We start from the raw sequence: 15,227 nt of genomic DNA on the forward strand, positions 1-15,227 counted from the left end.
GCGGTAGCGCGCCTGGGCGTCGGCGCGGTCGGTCCGGCGCAGGGTTTCCAGGGCAGCGCGGGCCTCGTCGCGGCGCGCTTCGAGGTCGGTCGCGCGCAGCACCACCAGCACGTCGCCCGGGGCCACGCGGTCGCCTTCCATCACCCGCCGTTCCAGCACCAGGCCCGAGATTTCCGCACCCACCTGGACCCGCGACAGCGCCGCCACCCGCCCGGTTGCCACCACGTTCTGCACCAGTGGACCGGCGGCCACCTCGTAGCCGGGCAGTGCCGGGCCGCGCCAGCGCATCACCGCCCACGAAAGCAGCACCAGCAGGAGCACGAGTGCGGTCGCGACCATCCAGCGGTGCCGCGTGGAAGGGTGGGGCATGGACATACCTGGCACGAAAGGTCGCCAATCTTCGCCCGCAACGCGTGAGCGCGACAACGACGGCGGCTGGCTGCGGCGGGCGCGCGATTGCTAGGCTCGCCACTGGCGACGGGAGGCAACCCATGCACAGAAGGCAGTTCCTCGGCGGCGCGATGGCCGCCTCCCTGCTGGCGCTGGCCGGCCCCGGGCGGGCGCGGGCCGCGGCCGCGGCGCGGCTGTTGCCGCCGGCGCTGCGGCCCGGCGACACCGTGGGCCTGGTCAGCCCGTCCTCGGCCACCGACGACAGGCTCAAGCTGCAGCTGGCGGCCGAGGCGATGCAAGCGCTGGGCTTCGAGGTGCGCGCCGGCGAGCACTACGGCAACCGCCGCGGCCACCTGGCCGGCAGCGACGCCGACCGCGCCGGCGACATCAACCGCATGTTCGCCGACCCAAAGGTGCGGGCGCTGGTATGCGTGCGCGGCGGGGCCGGCGCGGCGCGGCTGCTGCCGCTGCTGGACTACGCGCTGATCCGGCGCAATCCCAAGGTGCTGCTGGGCTATTCGGACATCACCGCGCTGCACTGCGCGATCCAGGCGCGGACCGGGCTGGTGACCTTCCACGGCCCGATTGGCGCCGGCAGCTGGAACCGCTTCGTGGTCGACCAGTTCCGCCGGGTGTTCTTCGAACGAGAACTGCTGGAGTACCGCAACCCGCCGGACGACGACGCGGACGAACTGGTCCCGCGCCGCAACCGCACCATGACCATCCGCGGCGGCCGCGCCCGCGGCCGCCTGCTCGGCGGCAACCTGTCGGTGCTGGTGGGCCTGGCCGGTTCGCCGTACCTGCCGGCGTTCGACGGGGCGATCCTGTTCCTGGAGGACGTGGAGGAGGCGCCGTACCGGGTGGACCGGATGCTGACCACGCTCAAGCTGGCCGGGGTGCTGGACCGCATCGCGGGCTTCATCTTCGGCCAGTGCACGGACTGCGAGCCCGGCGCCGGCTACGGTTCGCTGACCCTGGAACAGATCCTCGACGACCATGTCCTCCCGCTGGGCATCCCCGCCTACCGCGGCGCGCAGATCGGCCACCTGCGCGAGCAGTTCATCGTGCCGGTCGGCGGCCAGGTCGAAATGGACGCCGACGCCGGCACCTTCCGGCTGCTGGAGCCAGTGTTCTCGTAGATTGGTGATTGGTGATTCGGGATTGGTGATTCGTGGGAGCAGGAACCGGGAGTGGCGGTGAGGCAAGGTCACGGCCCGAATCCCGAATCCCGAACTTGACCTTCCCATGATGGGAAGGTTCACCATGGTCGCCATGGATACCCCGAACATCGTTGTAATCCCCGCCGCCGGCGCAGCTCCCGCCGCCCTGCGCCTGCCGGTGGAAGGAATGAGTTGTGCGTCCTGTGCCGGGCGCGTCGAGCGCGCCCTGGCGGCGCTGCCGGGCGTGGAATCGGCCAGCGTCAACCTGGTCAGCGCTACCGCCGAGGTCCGCGGCGCGGCGCTGCCGCCGGCGGCCGAACTGGTCGCCGCGGTGGAAAAGGCGGGCTACCGCGTGCCCGCAGGCGAGGCCGAACTGGCGATCGAGGGCATGCACTGCGCCTCCTGCGTCGGCCGGGTCGAGCGCGCCCTGGCCGCGGTGCCGGGCGTGGTCGAGGCCTCGGTCAACCTGGCCACCGAGCGGGCGCGGGTGCGTACCGCCGGACCCGCTGATCCGGCGCTGCTGGCCGAGGCCGTGCGCAAGGCCGGCTACCGCATCGCCAGGCCGGAGGCGCCTGCCCCCGGATCTTCCGATGGCCAAGGCGAGGCCGCGACGCAGGAAGCGCGGGCCACCCCGGTGGCCAAGCCGCGACTGTCGTCCGAGGCCCGCCACCTGGCCATTGCCATCGTGCTGGCCGCGCCCCTGGTCCTGCCGATGGCCGGCATGCCCTTCGGCAAGCACTGGATGCTGCCGGGCTGGATCCAGCTGCTGCTGGCCACGCCGCTGCAGTTCTGGCTGGGCGCGCGGTTCTACCGCGCCGGCTGGGGCGCGCTGCGCGCCGGCACCGGCAACATGGACCTGCTGGTGGCGCTGGGCACGAGTACCGCCTATGGCCTGAGCCTGTTCCACCTGCTGCGCGAGGGCACGCATGCGCCGCTGTACTTCGAGGCTTCGGCCGCGATCACCACCCTGGTCCTGCTGGGCAAGTTCCTGGAAGGGCGCGCCAAGCGCCAGGCCACCGAGGCGATCCGTGCCCTGCAGGCACTGCGGCCGGCCACGGCGCGCCTGCGTACCGCGCAAGGGGAATCGGAAGTGCCGGTGGAACAGGTGGCGGTGGGCGACCTGGTGGTGGTGCGTCCCGGCGAGCGCTTCCCGGTGGACGGCATCGTCGAGGAAGGGCGCAGCCACGCCGACGAGTCGCTGGTCACGGGCGAATCGGTGCCGGTGGCCAAGGACGTGGGCGACCGGGTCACGGCCGGCGCGGTGAACGCCGAGGGCGTGGTCGTGGTGCGCACCGCGGCGGTGGGCGCGGAGACGGCGCTGGCGCGGATCGTGCGCCTGGTCGAGGACGCGCAGGCGGTGAAGGCGCCGATCCAGCGCACGGTGGACCGGGTCGCCGCGGTGTTCGTGCCGGTGATCCTGGGGCTGGCGTTGCTGACCCTGCTGGGCTGGGGCATGGCCAGCGGCGACTGGGACCGCGCCATCCTCAACGCGGTGGCGGTGCTGGTGATCGCCTGTCCCTGCGCCCTGGGCCTGGCCACGCCGACGGCGATCATGGCCGGCACCGGCGTGGCCGCGCGCGCCGGCATCCTGGTCAAGGACGCGCATGCGCTGGAGCTGGCGCGCTCGATCAAGGTGGTGGCCTTCGACAAGACCGGCACGCTTACCGTGGGCGAGCCGCGCCTGCTGGAAGCGGTGGCGGTCGATGGCGACCGCCAGGCGCTGCTGGCCCTGGCCACGGCGCTGCAGCAGCACAGCGCGCATCCGCTCGCGCTGGCGGTGCTGCGCGAGGGCGGGCAGTCGGTGCCGGCCAGCGAACTGCAGGCGCTGCCGGGCCGCGGGGTGCGGGGCAAGGTCGATGGGCGCCTGGCCTGGATCGGCAACCGGGCGTTGATGCAGGAAGCCGGCGTGGCCGTGGAGCCGCTGCTGCCGCGGGCGCAGGACCTGGAAGCCAGCGGCCACACCCTGTCCTGGCTGGCGGTGGAGGAGGGCGGCCAGCCACGGCTGCGTGGCCTGCTGGCATTCCGCGACGAACCGCGCCCCGGCGCGCGCGCGGCGATCGACAGCCTGCGCGCGATGGGCGTGCGCACGGTGATGCTGTCCGGCGACAACCGCGGCGCCGCTGGCGCGGTGGCGCAGGCGCTGGGCATCGACGAAGTCCAGGCCGAGGTGCGCCCGGAGCAGAAGGTCGCGGCCATCCAGGCGCTGAAGTCCGGCGGCGTGGTGGCGATGGTCGGCGACGGCATCAACGACGCGCCGGCGCTGGCCGCGGCGGACGTGGGCATCGCCATGGGCTCGGGCACCGACGTGGCCATGCATGCGGCGGCGGTCACCCTGATGCGCCCGGAACCGCGGCTGGTGGCCGATGCCATCGAGGTGTCCCGGCGCACCACCGGCAAGATCCACCAGAACCTGTTCTGGGCCTTCGCCTATAACGTCATCGGCATCCCGCTGGCCGCGGCGGGCCTGCTGAGCCCGGCACTGGCCGGCGCGGCGATGGCGTTCTCCTCGGTGAGCGTGGTCGCCAACACCCTGCTGCTGCGGCGCTGGCGTCCGGCGGCCGATGCGGGGCAGGCGCCATGAAGCACGCGGCCGGGCGGCGGGCGGACGAGGGCCTGTACTCCATCGGCGAGGCGGCGGCGCGTTCGGGCGTGTCGGCCAAGATGATCCGCCACTACGAGGACATCGGCCTGGTCCCGCCGCCGCCGCGCACCGCCGCCGGCTACCGGCTGTATGGCGAGGCCGACGTGCACCGCCTGCGTTTCATCAACCGGGCGCGTTCGCTGGGCTTCGGCATGAAGCAGGTCCAGGTGCTGCTGGCGCTGTGGTCGGACCGCTCGCGCGCCAGTGCCGATGTCAGGCAGCTGGCGCTGCAGCACGCCGCCGAGCTGGGCGAGCGCATCGCCCGGATGCAGGCCATGCAGCGCACCCTGGAAGAACTGGCCAGCCGCTGCCATGGCGACGACCGGCCGGAGTGCCCGATCCTCGACGACCTCGAGGGTGGGGGGCGCGACTGAGAAGCCCGCCCTTTCCGCCGGGGCGGCCCTGGCACTTGCCGGGGATTCACGTCCCCGCGGGCACCCTGTATGCGTACCGCGAGCAGGAGGTTCCCATGGCGACCGGATGGGCCGGCGACAACGCCGTCAACGATCAGATCGATGCGACCGTCAAGGACGGGATCGAGCGCGCCCGCGCGCGCCTGCCCAAGGGGCCCAGCCTGGAACGTTGCGAGGAATGCGATGCGCCGATCCCCGAGGCGCGCCGCCGCGCGGTACCCGGCGTGCGCCTGTGCGTGACCTGCCAGGCCGCGCAGGACGGGGAAGAAACCGGCTTCGCCGGCTACAACCGCCGCGGCAGCAAGGACAGCCAGCTGCGCTGAGCGCGGGCTACTTCGAGCCGCTTTCGACCGTCGGCGGCGCCAGCCACGCGGCCGGTACCTCGCTGCCGCGCCAACGCCGCACCACGCGCTGGAAGAACATGCTGTTGGGCACCTGCAGGCTGCTGCCGGCGTGGTCGGGATCGCGCGCCACTTCCTGCAGGGTGGTGTAGATCAGGTTGACGTCGACCACGCGGCCCTTGAGGCCGGGTTTCTCGCCGTTCTCCACCACCTCGATGTAGTCGTACAGGCGGAACGGGCGGGTGGTGAAGATCAGCACCGTGCAGAAGATGTTGGACAGCACGCTCCAGGCGGCGAAGAACGCCACCGCGCCCACCGCGGCGAAGCTGGTGAAGGCGGTCCACAGCACCGTGCCGGACACGCCCAGCCGCTCCAGCACCAGCAGCAGCGCGCCGAATCCGATCAGGCCGGCCGAGACCCGGTGCAGGGCCACGCCCATCTCCGGCGGCAGGCCGCGGCGGTCCATCAGCCGGCGCACGAGCCGGCGCACCAGCTGCTGCAGCAGCCAGGCGGCCGCGACGATCAGCAGGGCCTGGGCGATCGGCACGATCGTGCCCAGCCAGCCCTGGATCCAGGCGGGCAGGTATTGCTTCATCCGCGTCGCTTGCATGCGGCCGCGCCGGCCGCTTCGCCCACCATTCTAGGAGAGCGCGGGGCGGCGCGGACCGGGATCATGCCGGCGCCTGCACCCGCACCAGCACGCCGGGCGCGGCCACGGTCTGGCCCGCGCGGATCTTGCGGGTCTTGCGCAGCTCCACGGCGCCGTCGACCTGGACCACGCCGCTGGCCACCAGCGCCTTGCCGGCGCCGCCGCTGTCGCAAAGGCCCACCAGCTTGAGCAGCTGGTTCAGTTCGACGTGTTCGCCCTGCAGTTCGAAATCGATGGTTTCCATCGCGCAAGTCTAGCGCGCATGCAGGGCGTGGCCGTTCCCGGGCCAGTGCTCCAGGTGTTCCAGCTTGCGCCGGTACATGGCGCGCACCCGGTCGGTGTCGCCCAGCTTGGCTGCGCGCGCCATCTCGCGCCGGGCCAGGTCCGGGTGGCCGGACAGGAAGTAGGCGCGCGCCAGGCCGAAGTGGAACGCGTGCTGCCCGCCATGCAGGCGGATGGCGTTGCGGTAGTGGGTGACGGCGCAGGCGTAGTTGCCGGCTTCCTCGCAGCCGAGGGCGAGCACGAACTGGGCGAACGGATCGCTGCGCCGCACCTGCTCCAGCCGGGCGACGAAATCGGCTGCCAGCTCCGCCTGGCCGCTGCGCTGGTACAGGTTCACCAGGTTGGACAGGGTGGCGGTGTGCGCCGGCTGCAGCCGCCAGGCCGCGCGCAGGGCCGCGGCGGAGGCGTCCAGGTTGCCGGCGCGTTGCTCCAGCACGCCCAGGTTGTTCAGGGCCGGCACGAACTCCGGATCGGCCTCCAGCGCCGCCTCCAGCTGCGCGCGCGCGCCTTCCAGGTCGCCGGCGGCCATCAGCTCGGCGCCGCGGTTGTTGCGGAAGTGGGCCAGGGCGCGGATGTCGCCGATGGCGCGCGGGCGGTCGCGCATGGCCAGGATGTTGCGCTCCACGTCCAGCGTGTACCGGCGCAGGCCGGCGCGGACGCCGGCGTTGACGTGGCTGGCGCCGTAGATCACACCGGCGTCGCGGTACCAGGCCAGCACCTCGCCGACTTCCTGGACGCGGGCTTCCAGCCCGGCCGCGCGCGCCAGGGCGACGAACACCAGGGTGAAGGACAGGCAGTTGGCGCGGCGGTCGCGCCAGGTCTCGGCCACGGTGCGGGTGCGGTCGTTGTCGTACTCCAGCGCCAGGCCGCCGGCTTCCAGCACCATCGCCGCCAGGCGTTCGATCCGGTCCTCGCGGCTGCCACCGCGGGCGATCACCCGTTCCTGCAGCATCGCCCGCAAGTCGGGCGGGATCTCGAGTACCTCGTCGATGCCCGGGATGTGCTGCACGGCCTGGACCGTGGGCAGGGTGGGCGGCGGCGGCAGGGCCGCAGCCGGTTCGGCCGCCGGGGATGCGGCCAGGGCCGCTGCCAGCGCCAGTGCGTACATGACCCACCTCCCGGTCCATGCTGCGCCGAGTGTACGCCCGGATCCGGGAAGGCGGGTGGGCCGGTGCCGGTGATGGTGCCAGGCAGTTCCCGGGGAACCCCCGGGCCACTGTCGTCGGTGCGGTGGCGTTGTATGCTGCGCCGCCCGGCCGCGCCGCGGCCTCCTCCGCAAGCAGGGAACTCCCATGATCCAGCGTTTCGACGTCGGCCCGCGCATGTCCGAGATGACCGTCCACAACGGCGTGGCCTACCTGGCCGGGCAGGTGCCGGAGGACACCAGCCAGGACATCACCGGTCAGACCCGCCAGGTGTTGCAGGCGATCGACGCGCTGCTGGCCCAGGCCGGGACCGACAAGACGAAGATCCTGCGCGCGGAGATCTTCCTGGCCGACATCGGCGATTTCGCCGGCATGAACCAGGCCTGGGACGAGTGGGTCCCGCAGGGCCACACTCCGGCGCGCGCCACGGTGCAGGCGCGCCTGGCCGATCCGGCCTGGAAGGTCGAGATCGTGGTCACCGCCGCAGTCTGAGCGCAGGTGATGGGCGACCTGTTCGCCGCCGCGGACGCACGCCACAGCCTGTTCTTCGCCCTGCTGCCGGGGCCGGCCGAAGCGGCCGCGATCCGCGCCGCGCGGCAGGCGCTGGAAGCCGGCCAGCCGCCGCAGCGCGGCGCCGGCGTGCCCGACGAACGCCTGCACCTGACCCTGCACTGGCTGGGCGAGTGGTGCAGCTGCCGCAGGCGCTGGCGGACGACGCCCGCGCCGCGGCGGCGCAGGTGCGCCAGGCGGGATTCGTGCTGCGCCTGGACCAGGCCGAGTGCTTCGGCCGCGGCGAGGCGATCTGGGTACTGCGGCCATCGGCGCCGCCACCGGCGCTGGAGCGGCTGCACCAGGCGCTGGCCACGGCCCTGGCCGGGCGCCGGATCCGGCTCCCGGCCGGCCCGGCGTTCGCCCCGCATGTGACCGTGCGCCGGCGCGCCAGCGTGCGCTTCCCGGTGCAGCCGGTAGCGCCGGTGGACTGGCGCGTGGACGGGTTCGCCCTGCTGCAGAGCGTGCACGGCAGTGGCGGGGTCCGCTACGAGGTGCTGCAACGCTGGCCGTTGGCGGCGGAGTGAACTGATCGGGCGCGAGCGCGATGGACTGCGCCGCGCCCCCGCGGCGAGGTCAGCGGTTGCGTGCCTGTACCCAGCGTGCGGCCGCGCGACCGGCGCGCAGGCCGCTGGCGAAACAGGCGGTCAGCAGGTAGCCGCCGGTCGGCGCTTCCCAGTCCAGCATTTCCCCGGCGCAGAACACGCCGGGGCGGGCGCTGGCCATCAGGTCCGCGTCCAGCGCCTCCAGGCGCACGCCGCCGCCACTGCTGATCGCCTCGGCCAGCGGCCGGGCACGCTTCAGCACCAGCGGCAGGCGCTTGAGTGCGGCGGCGACCCGATCCATGTCGGCCAGCGCCTGCGCATCCAGCACCTCGCGCAGCAGCGCGGCCTTGACCCCGGACACGCCGGCCTGGCGGCGCAGGTACTCGCTGAGGCTGCGGCCCTTGCGCGGTTTCGCCAGTTCGGCGCGCAGGCGCAGCAGCTCGCGCCCCGGCACCAGGTCCAGCTGCAGCACGGCCTGGCCGTCGCGGGCGATGGCCTCGCGCAGCGGCACCGACAGCGCATACACCAGGGAGCCTTCGATGCCGGTGGCGGTGGCCACGCATTCGCCCTGCAGCGAGTGCGGCGTGCCGTCCGCGTCCTGCCAGTGCGCGACCACCGGCTTGAGCGGGGCGCCGGCATGGCGCTCGGCGAAGTGCGCGCTCCAGCCCACGTCGAAACCGCAGTTGGACGGCACCAGCGGCGCGACCTCGATCCCGGCCGCACGCACGGCCTCGACCCAGGCGCCGTCGGAGCCCAGGTGCGGCCAGCTGCCGCCGCCCAGCGCCAGCACCGTGGCCGGCGCGCGCACGCGCAGGTCGCCGTCCCCGTTGCGGAAGCGCAGGGCGCCATCTTCGTCCCAGCCTTCCCAGCGGTGCAGGACGTGGAAGCGCACGCCCTGTTCCTTCAGTCGCCGCACCCAGCCGCGCAGCAGTGGCGCGGCCTTGCGGTCCAGCGGGAACACCCGGTCGGAGCTGCCGACATACGTTTCCACGCCCAGGCCGCGCGCCCACTGGCGCAGCTCCTGCGGCCCGAAGCCGGCCAGCCAGGACGCGACCTCGGCCTCGCGCACGCCGTAGCGCGCCGCGAACCCGGGCATGGGTTCGGCATGGGTGAGGTTGAGCCCGCCCTTGCCGGCAATCAGGAACTTGCGCCCGACCGAGCCCTTGGCCTCGTACAGGTCCACTTCCACGCCCGCGGCGCGGGCGACCTCGGCGGCCATCAGGCCGGCGGGGCCGCCGCCGACGATGGCCAGGCCGGGCAGGGTGACGGTGCTGGCAGGCATGGATCAGCGGCTGCCCACGTCCAGCAGTTCGACCTCGAACACCAGCGAGGCATTGGGCGGGATCACCCGTCCGGCGCCGCGGCGGCCGTAGGCCATCTCCGCCGGGATGAACAAGGTGCGGCGGCCGCCGGCGCGCATGCCGGCCACGCCTTCGTCCCAGCCACGGATCACCTGGCCGGCGCCGAGGACGAAGGTGAACGGCTCGCCGCGGTCCAGCGAGCTGTCGAACTTGCGGCTGCGCCGTTCCGGCACTCGCTCGTCGTACAGCCAGCCGGTGTAGTGCACGGTGACCTTGTCGCCGGCGCTGGCGACCGCGCCCTTGCCGACCACCTCGTCGATGCGCTGCAGCTCGGCCACCGAGCCGCCGGGCGGCGGACCGGGTTCGCTGCATGCGGCCAGCAGGACGGAGCAGAGCAGGGTGGAGCGGAGCAGGAAGCGGCGCATGGCGGCAGGTCCGTTGGGGGACGCAAGGGTAAACCGCCGCGGCCGCCGCGGCGATGCCGCGTATCATGCGCGCATGGCCAAGCTGCTGTTTTCCCTGCGCAACGTTCCCGACGACGAAGCCGCCGACGTGCGGGCCCTGCTCGAGCAGCACGGCTTCCAGTGGTACGAGACCGGAGCCGGGCTGCTGGGTTTTTCGGCGCCCGGGCTGTGGCTGCGCGACGCGGCCGACTACCCGCGCGCACGTGCGCTGCTGGACGAATACCAGGAACAACGGCGCGTGCGCCTGCGCGCCGAGGCGCAGGAGCGCGAACGTCGTGGCGAGGGCGAATCCTTCCTGCAGCTGCTGCGCGAGCGGCCGGGGTTCGTGCTGCCGCGGCTGGCTGCGATCCTGGCGGTGCTGGCGCTGACCCTGGCCCTGCCCTGGTGGCTGTTGCGCTGAAGGGCGGGCAGGGGCGGCGCCTTACAATGGCGCCATGCTCAATCTTGCCGCCTATCTCTTCGTCCACATCGACGATCCGCACGCGCTGGCCGCGCGCCTGCGCGTGCGCGCCGCTGCCGACGACCTCAAGGGCACCATCCTGGTCGCCGGTGAAGGCATCAACCTGTTCCTGGCCGGTCCGGAAGCGGTCCTGCGCGGGTTCGTCGACTGGCTGCGCGGCGACCCGCGCCTGGCCGCGTTGAGGCCGCGCTACAGCCGCAGCGCCGCGGTGCCGTTCGCCCGGCTCAAGGTGAAGGTGAAGCCGGAAATCATCAGCTTCCGCCGTCCGCAGGCCACGCCACTGGCCCAGGGCGCGCGCGCCCCGGCGGTGGAGCCGGCCACGGTGGCGCGCTGGCTGGCCCGGGGCGGGCGCGACGACCAGGGGCGGCCGGTGGTGATGCTCGATACCCGCAATGCGCAGGAAGTGGCCTACGGCACCTTCCAGGGCGCGCTGACCCTCCCGATCACCAAGTTCACCGACCTGCCGGCGGCGCTGGAACCGCACCGCGAGTCCCTGGCCGGCGCCACCGTGGTCAGTTTCTGCACCGGCGGCATCCGCTGCGAGAAGGCCGCGCTGTGGATGCGCCAGGACGGCATGGACAACGTGCTGCAGCTGGAAGGCGGGATCCTGGGCTGGTTCGAACAGGTCGGCGGCCTCGGCTACGAGGGCCGCTGCTTCGTGTTCGACGGGCGCGTGGCGCTGGATCCGGAGCTGCGTCCGCTGGTCGATGAAACTTCCGGTGAAGAAATGCTTGCGCAAGTTACGGGGACTAGCTAAGATTCGCGCCCTCAGCTTCGTGGGGCCATAGCTCAGCTGGGAGAGCGCTTGCATGGCATGCAAGAGGTCGCCGGTTCGATCCCGGCTGGCTCCACCAAATCCAACCCCGGTTGGGCGAAGCGACGATACGTCCCCATCGTCTAGAGGCCTAGGACACTACCCTTTCACGGTAGCGACCGGGGTTCGAATCCCCGTGGGGACGCCACATTTCCAGCGGTACGCAAAGGCCTGCAGGCCGATGCTCGTGGGGCCATAGCTCAGCTGGGAGAGCGCTTGCATGGCATGCAAGAGGTCGCCGGTTCGATCCCGGCTGGCTCCACCAACTTCCCGGCGCCGCCGCACGCCGGATTCCCGGTAATCCTGCATCCGACGCACCTGCTTCGCGGGTGGCGTGCGCTTGGCTTTTCGCTCGCGTTCTGCGCGCCTGGCGAGGGCCGCGAGCCGCGGATGGTGGCTGCTCCTGCCGGGCGGCGCGCGGCAGCAGGCAGCCGTGCGCGGTGGCCACGTCCACGTGGAAGTCGTAGCGCGTGCGCAGTCCGTAGCCCGCCGTCCACGAGACCGGGAAGACCCGGGCCGGCTGGTCAGTGACCCGGATCGGGAGTTCGGCCGCGTGCCCGTTGAAACTGACTGGTGCGCTGGCCTCGGCATGGCGCACGCGCTGCAGGCCGTGGATCGTCAGCCGGCTGCGCTCGACCAGGGCTGCCTGCGGGAACGCGGACAGGTCCGTGCCGGCCATCTCCAGCGAAGCGCCGTTGCCGGTGTCCAGCAAGACCAGCTCCTTGCGCCGGCCGATCTGCATCGGGAGGCGCAGTGCGTACTGGCCGCCCCACGGCAACGAGGTGGCCGCCAGTTGCGCGTCGCAGCCTGGCGGAAGTTCCGCCAGGACTTCCAGTTCGTCCGCGCCCAGCCTGAGCGGGCCGAGGCGGGCGAGCAGGTCCAGGCCGATGAGGGCCGGCTCCATCGCGTCGGTCAACGCTGAAGGCGACGTCGCCGAAGCGGATTCCCCCAAGCTCCAGGTCTACCGGCGTGGCCAGTCCGATCTCCGCCCACCGCGCCGGATCGCTGGCATCGACGCCGAAGCCGTCCCGCACCTCCAGTCCCATCGCCTGCGCTGCGCGGCGACTGACGTGGGAATGGGTGGCGCCGGTATCGATGATGAAGTCCACCTCGACGTCGCGCGCCTTGCCGTCGCGGCCGCCGCGGATCCTGCCGCGCACCACGGGAACGCCGGGGCCATCGGCCACGGGCACGCGCGTGCCCGGCGCGGCCGTCGCGTGCAGGGTCCATTGGCGCGGCCATCCGGTGAAGGCCTCGAAGCGCGGCCGGGCCACCGCGGCCAGTTCCCCGCCGGGGCGCAGCGAAGGGGCGACGTGTTCGCGGTAGAGCACGCGCACCTGTTCCATCTCCACGGCCCAGCCACCGATGTCGCCAGCCAGCAGCAGGTTGCCGGCCAACAGGCTGCGGCAGAGGTACATCAGTTGCTGTCCGGGCTCGGCCACGACCTGCGGGTTGGCGATGCACGCGCGTGCCCAACGGGTCGACTGCGCCAGGTCGCCCAGAGTGCGGTAGTAACCGGCGCGTCCTGCATGGCGGGCCGCGGTGTCTGACTTGCCGACCACGGCCAGGGCGCGGGCATCGGCTTGCATCACCGCGGTGGCAATGCCATGGCTGTCGCTCGCGGGCACGTCGCCGGCCGACGCGGGGCTTGCCGCAAGCCCGGCCAGGATCGCGAGCATCGGCAGTCTCATCAGCATCTCCAGGCACGGTCTTGCACGGGTGGTGGGGCAGGATGATCCGGTCGCGCGCCGCGTACGCCCCCGCGCGCGCGAAGGCGTCGAGCCGATCGTAGTGCAATGCCTGCCCATGAGCGCCGCGGCGCTCGTGGGCGCTGCCTGCAGCAGTGCCAGGCTGCAGGCGTCCGGCCAGGCGCAAAGTGCAGCGCAGGGGCGGCGGAGTGTTGCGATGCATCACGAACAGGCGGACATTCCTCCTGCAATGCGCCTGGAAGCGCGCACTGCGATGCGCAGCACGAACTTTTTCACGAACCGTGCACGTAACCGAACTGGCGCTGAAGTCGCCGCATGGCTTTGACGCAAAGCCGGCTATATTCCGAAGCCCCTGACGAAGGAGGATTGGAATGTCCCTGATCAAGAACAACGTGGCGATGGTGCGTGCGCTCGGCGTGGCGGTGGTTGTCGCCGCGGGTCTTGCTGGTTGCGCCACCTACGACAAGGAATTCGCCACGATCAATTCGCGCCTTGACCAGCTCGACAGCCGGGTGCAGAACGCGGCCCAGAGCGCCGAGTCCGCCAACCAGTCCGCGCAGCAGGCCAACCGGCGCCTGGACCAGATCGAAAGCCGCGTGCAGCAGCTCGAGGCCGCCCCGCGCCGCCAGCCCCGCGGCTGATCGGGGTCGGCGACAGTTCCAAACCCCGGCCCGGTGGCCTTGCTGGCACCGGGCCGTTCTTCGCCCGGTTCCAGAGGAGTAGTCCCATCAGCCGCATGCATCCTGCGATCCGTGCCAGCTGTCTCGCGTTGGCGCTGGCACTCGTGAACCCGGCCATGGCCGTCGCCGAGGAGGCCGCCGCGCCGCCGGCCGCCGCCGTCGACCTGCTTCCGCAGGGCCAGGAAGTGGCGGACACGGTGATCGAACTGGCCGGTTGGGTGGTCGCCACCCGCGACAGCGAAGGCTATCCGTTCGCGATCATGGACAAGGCCGCGGCCCAGATCCTGGTGTTTGGCGGCGATGGCCGGCTGCGCGGCGCGGCGCCTGCGCTGTTCGGCTCGGCCGTCGGCGACCACATCGCCCCCGGCATCGCCGGCCTGGCCTTGCGCGAGATCCCGGGCAAGGACCGCACCACGCCGGCCGGCCGCTTCGTGGGCGGCTTCGGCCCTTCGCTCGATGCCGGGCGCGTGCTTTGGGTGGATTACGACTCCGGCGTCTCGATCCATCCGACGGCTACCGGCGTCCGTTCCGAGAAGCGTGCCGAGCGCCTCGCCTCGCCGCAGCCGGACGACAACCGCATCACCCACGGCTGCATCAACGTCGCGCCGGAGTTCTACGGGCAGGTGATCGAGCCGGTCTTCGCGCGCGGTGGCGTGTTCTACATCCTGCCGGAGACCAAGCCGCTGGCGGAGGTCTTCCCGGAATTCGCGCAAGGCCGCGATACCGCGCAGCGCAGCGAGTAACCGGGCGCGGCAGCGCCCGCGTCCGCCCCGCCGGTCATCCAGGCGGCGCGCCTGCGGCCGTGGTAACGGCCATTGCCGCACGCTTTGCGTCGAAGGGGTCGGGTGATGATTCGTCCCGCCGCCGCGTGTCGGGGCGCGCCGCACCGCGTGCGTACCGCGCCGGCGGACAACCGACATGGCGTGCAAACGCGACGCTGAAGGTGCTGGCCGAGCTGTAGCCGACGCGCTCGGCGACGTCGGCGATGCCGATACCACCGTTCGCGAGCAGGTCCCTCGCCAGGGCCATGCGCCAGGCCAGCAGGTACTCCATTGGCGGCATGCCCATCACCCGGTTGAACCGGTCGAAGAAGGCCGAGCGGGACAGGGCGGCTTCCTTTGCCAGCTCGTTCACGGTCCAGTTCCTCGAAGGGCACGCGTGCATCGCGCGGATCGCCGCGGCCAGGCGTGCATCGGACAGGGCCTGGACCAGTCCGCGCGCGGCTCCCGATCCGGTGGTACAGCGCAGGGCTTCGATGAACAGCACCTCCAGCAGGCGCGCCAGCACCACTTCGCGTGCCGGCCGATCCTCGCGTGATTCCTCGCCGAGCATGTGCACCAGCGTCGCCAGCCGGGGCTCGCCGCGGACATGGATGAGCTGCGGCATCAGCGGCACCAGCAGCGCCGCATCGGGCGAATCGAAGCTGCAGTGGCCGGCCAGGACGCGCAGGTCGGTGGGACCGCGCGGCGCGCCGATCCTGTAGGAGCCTTCGGCCAGCAGCACAGGGACGGAGTGGGTGGCAGGATCCACTTCGTGCAGGCTGGACATGGTGACCCCGTAGGCGGCGGGGACCAGGACGAAATCCCCGGCTTGCAGGACGACCGTGTCTCGTCCCTCCAGCGCCAGCCGGCAACCGCCCTCGATCACCGCGCAGTAGAACGGCTCGCCGGCATCCGAGCGGCTG

19 protein-coding genes, 3 tRNA genes and 1 pseudogene are annotated in these 15,227 nt (G+C 72.4%); 15 read left to right on the plus strand and 8 right to left on the minus strand.

The features are described from left to right. Window positions 1-369: biotin/lipoyl-binding protein (locus tag B351_RS16930; protein WP_198006232.1), on the minus strand; the 369-nt coding region annotated here is incomplete at its 3' end. A gap of 122 nt (window positions 370-491) precedes the next feature. Between B351_RS16930 and B351_RS0114470 the strand changes: the two genes are divergently transcribed. The 4 genes from B351_RS0114470 to B351_RS0114485 all read left to right on the plus strand — a co-directional run bounded on the left by B351_RS0114470 (window position 492) and on the right by B351_RS0114485 (window position 4,927). Continuing rightward, window positions 492-1,529: an LD-carboxypeptidase gene (locus B351_RS0114470; RefSeq protein ID WP_026010750.1), complete on the plus strand. Its 1,038-nt coding sequence runs from the start codon at window positions 492-494 to the stop codon at window positions 1,527-1,529. A 133-nt stretch (window positions 1,530-1,662) separates the two neighbouring features. After that, window positions 1,663-4,131: a heavy metal translocating P-type ATPase gene (locus tag B351_RS0114475; protein ID WP_026010751.1), complete on the plus strand. Its 2,469-nt coding sequence runs from the start codon at window positions 1,663-1,665 to the stop codon at window positions 4,129-4,131. After that, window positions 4,128-4,565, plus strand: a complete 438-nt coding sequence (gene cueR / locus B351_RS0114480) for a Cu(I)-responsive transcriptional regulator (protein ID WP_019399755.1) — start codon at window positions 4,128-4,130, stop codon at window positions 4,563-4,565. The genes B351_RS0114475 and cueR overlap by 4 nt, the downstream gene beginning before the upstream one ends. Before the next feature lie 95 nt (window positions 4,566-4,660). Then, the gene (locus tag B351_RS0114485; RefSeq protein ID WP_019399756.1) at window positions 4,661-4,927 is read left to right on the plus strand and encodes a DksA/TraR family C4-type zinc finger protein; all 267 of its coding nucleotides are present in this window, start codon (window positions 4,661-4,663) and stop codon (window positions 4,925-4,927) included. A gap of 7 nt (window positions 4,928-4,934) precedes the next feature. On the opposite strand, the gene B351_RS0114490 is transcribed toward B351_RS0114485, so the two are convergent. The 3 genes from B351_RS0114490 to B351_RS0114500 form a co-directional block, all read right to left on the minus strand. Further along, entirely contained in the window at window positions 4,935-5,540 is a 606-nt protein-coding gene (locus tag B351_RS0114490; RefSeq protein ID WP_019399757.1) for a mechanosensitive ion channel family protein, read from the minus strand. Window positions 5,541-5,616: 76 nt separating this feature from the next. After that, on the minus strand, window positions 5,617-5,838 hold the full coding sequence (locus B351_RS0114495) for an RNA-binding S4 domain-containing protein (RefSeq protein WP_019399758.1): 222 nt from the start codon (window positions 5,836-5,838) through the stop codon (window positions 5,617-5,619). 9 nt (window positions 5,839-5,847) lie between these two features. After that, window positions 5,848-6,984 (minus strand): tetratricopeptide repeat protein, encoded by a 1,137-nt coding sequence (locus B351_RS0114500; protein WP_019399759.1) that lies wholly within the window; start codon window positions 6,982-6,984, stop codon window positions 5,848-5,850. A gap of 184 nt (window positions 6,985-7,168) precedes the next feature. Here B351_RS0114500 and B351_RS0114505 point away from each other — a divergent pair, with 184 nt between their 5' ends. Both B351_RS0114505 and B351_RS16935 read left to right on the plus strand, forming a co-directional pair. Then, on the plus strand, window positions 7,169-7,513 hold the full coding sequence (locus B351_RS0114505) for a RidA family protein (RefSeq protein WP_019399760.1): 345 nt from the start codon (window positions 7,169-7,171) through the stop codon (window positions 7,511-7,513). Window positions 7,514-7,704: 191 nt separating this feature from the next. Then, the gene (locus tag B351_RS16935) at window positions 7,705-8,097 is read left to right on the plus strand and encodes a 2'-5' RNA ligase family protein (RefSeq protein WP_019399761.1); all 393 of its coding nucleotides are present in this window, start codon (window positions 7,705-7,707) and stop codon (window positions 8,095-8,097) included. Window positions 8,098-8,146: 49 nt separating this feature from the next. On the opposite strand, the gene B351_RS0114515 is transcribed toward B351_RS16935, so the two are convergent. Together B351_RS0114515 and B351_RS0114520 are read right to left on the minus strand one after the other, a co-directional pair. Then, window positions 8,147-9,397 (minus strand): TIGR03862 family flavoprotein, encoded by a 1,251-nt coding sequence (locus tag B351_RS0114515; protein ID WP_019399762.1) that lies wholly within the window; start codon window positions 9,395-9,397, stop codon window positions 8,147-8,149. 3 nt (window positions 9,398-9,400) lie between these two features. After that, complete coding sequence (locus tag B351_RS0114520; protein WP_019399763.1) at window positions 9,401-9,841, minus strand: FKBP-type peptidyl-prolyl cis-trans isomerase; 441 nt, start codon at window positions 9,839-9,841, stop codon at window positions 9,401-9,403. A 73-nt stretch (window positions 9,842-9,914) separates the two neighbouring features. Here B351_RS0114520 and B351_RS0114525 point away from each other — a divergent pair, with 73 nt between their 5' ends. From B351_RS0114525 to B351_RS18060, 6 genes are all read left to right on the plus strand, one after another. Further along, a complete protein-coding gene (locus B351_RS0114525) occupies window positions 9,915-10,280 on the plus strand; it encodes a DUF6164 family protein (protein ID WP_019399764.1) in 366 nt (121 codons plus the stop codon). 34 nt (window positions 10,281-10,314) lie between these two features. Beyond that, complete coding sequence (locus B351_RS0114530) at window positions 10,315-11,097, plus strand: sulfurtransferase (protein ID WP_019399765.1); 783 nt, start codon at window positions 10,315-10,317, stop codon at window positions 11,095-11,097. Window positions 11,098-11,118: 21 nt separating this feature from the next. Then, window positions 11,119-11,194, plus strand: a tRNA-Ala gene (locus tag B351_RS0114535). A gap of 32 nt (window positions 11,195-11,226) precedes the next feature. Continuing rightward, window positions 11,227-11,302: transfer RNA gene (locus B351_RS0114540), tRNA-Glu, on the plus strand. A 41-nt stretch (window positions 11,303-11,343) separates the two neighbouring features. After that, window positions 11,344-11,419, plus strand: a tRNA-Ala gene (locus B351_RS0114545). A gap of 288 nt (window positions 11,420-11,707) precedes the next feature. Beyond that, entirely contained in the window at window positions 11,708-12,076 is a 369-nt protein-coding gene (locus tag B351_RS18060; protein ID WP_232207942.1) for a hypothetical protein, read from the plus strand. A 46-nt stretch (window positions 12,077-12,122) separates the two neighbouring features. Here B351_RS18060 and B351_RS18260 read toward each other — a convergent pair. After that, window positions 12,123-12,851: pseudogene (locus B351_RS18260) on the minus strand (aspartyl protease family protein); the annotation flags it as partial. Between B351_RS18260 and B351_RS17855 the strand changes: the two are divergent. The 3 genes from B351_RS17855 (at window position 12,757) to B351_RS0114565 (ending at window position 14,286) form a co-directional block, all read left to right on the plus strand. After that, window positions 12,757-13,188 (plus strand): hypothetical protein, encoded by a 432-nt coding sequence (locus B351_RS17855; protein ID WP_198006234.1) that lies wholly within the window; start codon window positions 12,757-12,759, stop codon window positions 13,186-13,188. The pseudogene B351_RS18260 and the gene B351_RS17855 overlap by 95 nt on opposite strands. Before the next feature lie 46 nt (window positions 13,189-13,234). Continuing rightward, complete coding sequence (locus tag B351_RS0114560) at window positions 13,235-13,504, plus strand: membrane protein (RefSeq protein ID WP_019399767.1); 270 nt, start codon at window positions 13,235-13,237, stop codon at window positions 13,502-13,504. A gap of 95 nt (window positions 13,505-13,599) precedes the next feature. Continuing rightward, on the plus strand, window positions 13,600-14,286 hold the full coding sequence (locus B351_RS0114565; protein WP_037034684.1) for a L,D-transpeptidase: 687 nt from the start codon (window positions 13,600-13,602) through the stop codon (window positions 14,284-14,286). Window positions 14,287-14,320: 34 nt separating this feature from the next. On the opposite strand, the gene B351_RS16940 is transcribed toward B351_RS0114565, so the two are convergent. Next, window positions 14,321-15,227: AraC family transcriptional regulator (locus tag B351_RS16940; RefSeq protein WP_019399769.1), on the minus strand; the 907-nt coding region annotated here is incomplete at its 5' end.

The organism is Pseudoxanthomonas sp. GW2 (assembly GCF_000283075.1).
Lineage (GTDB): Bacteria > Pseudomonadota > Gammaproteobacteria > Xanthomonadales > Xanthomonadaceae > Pseudoxanthomonas.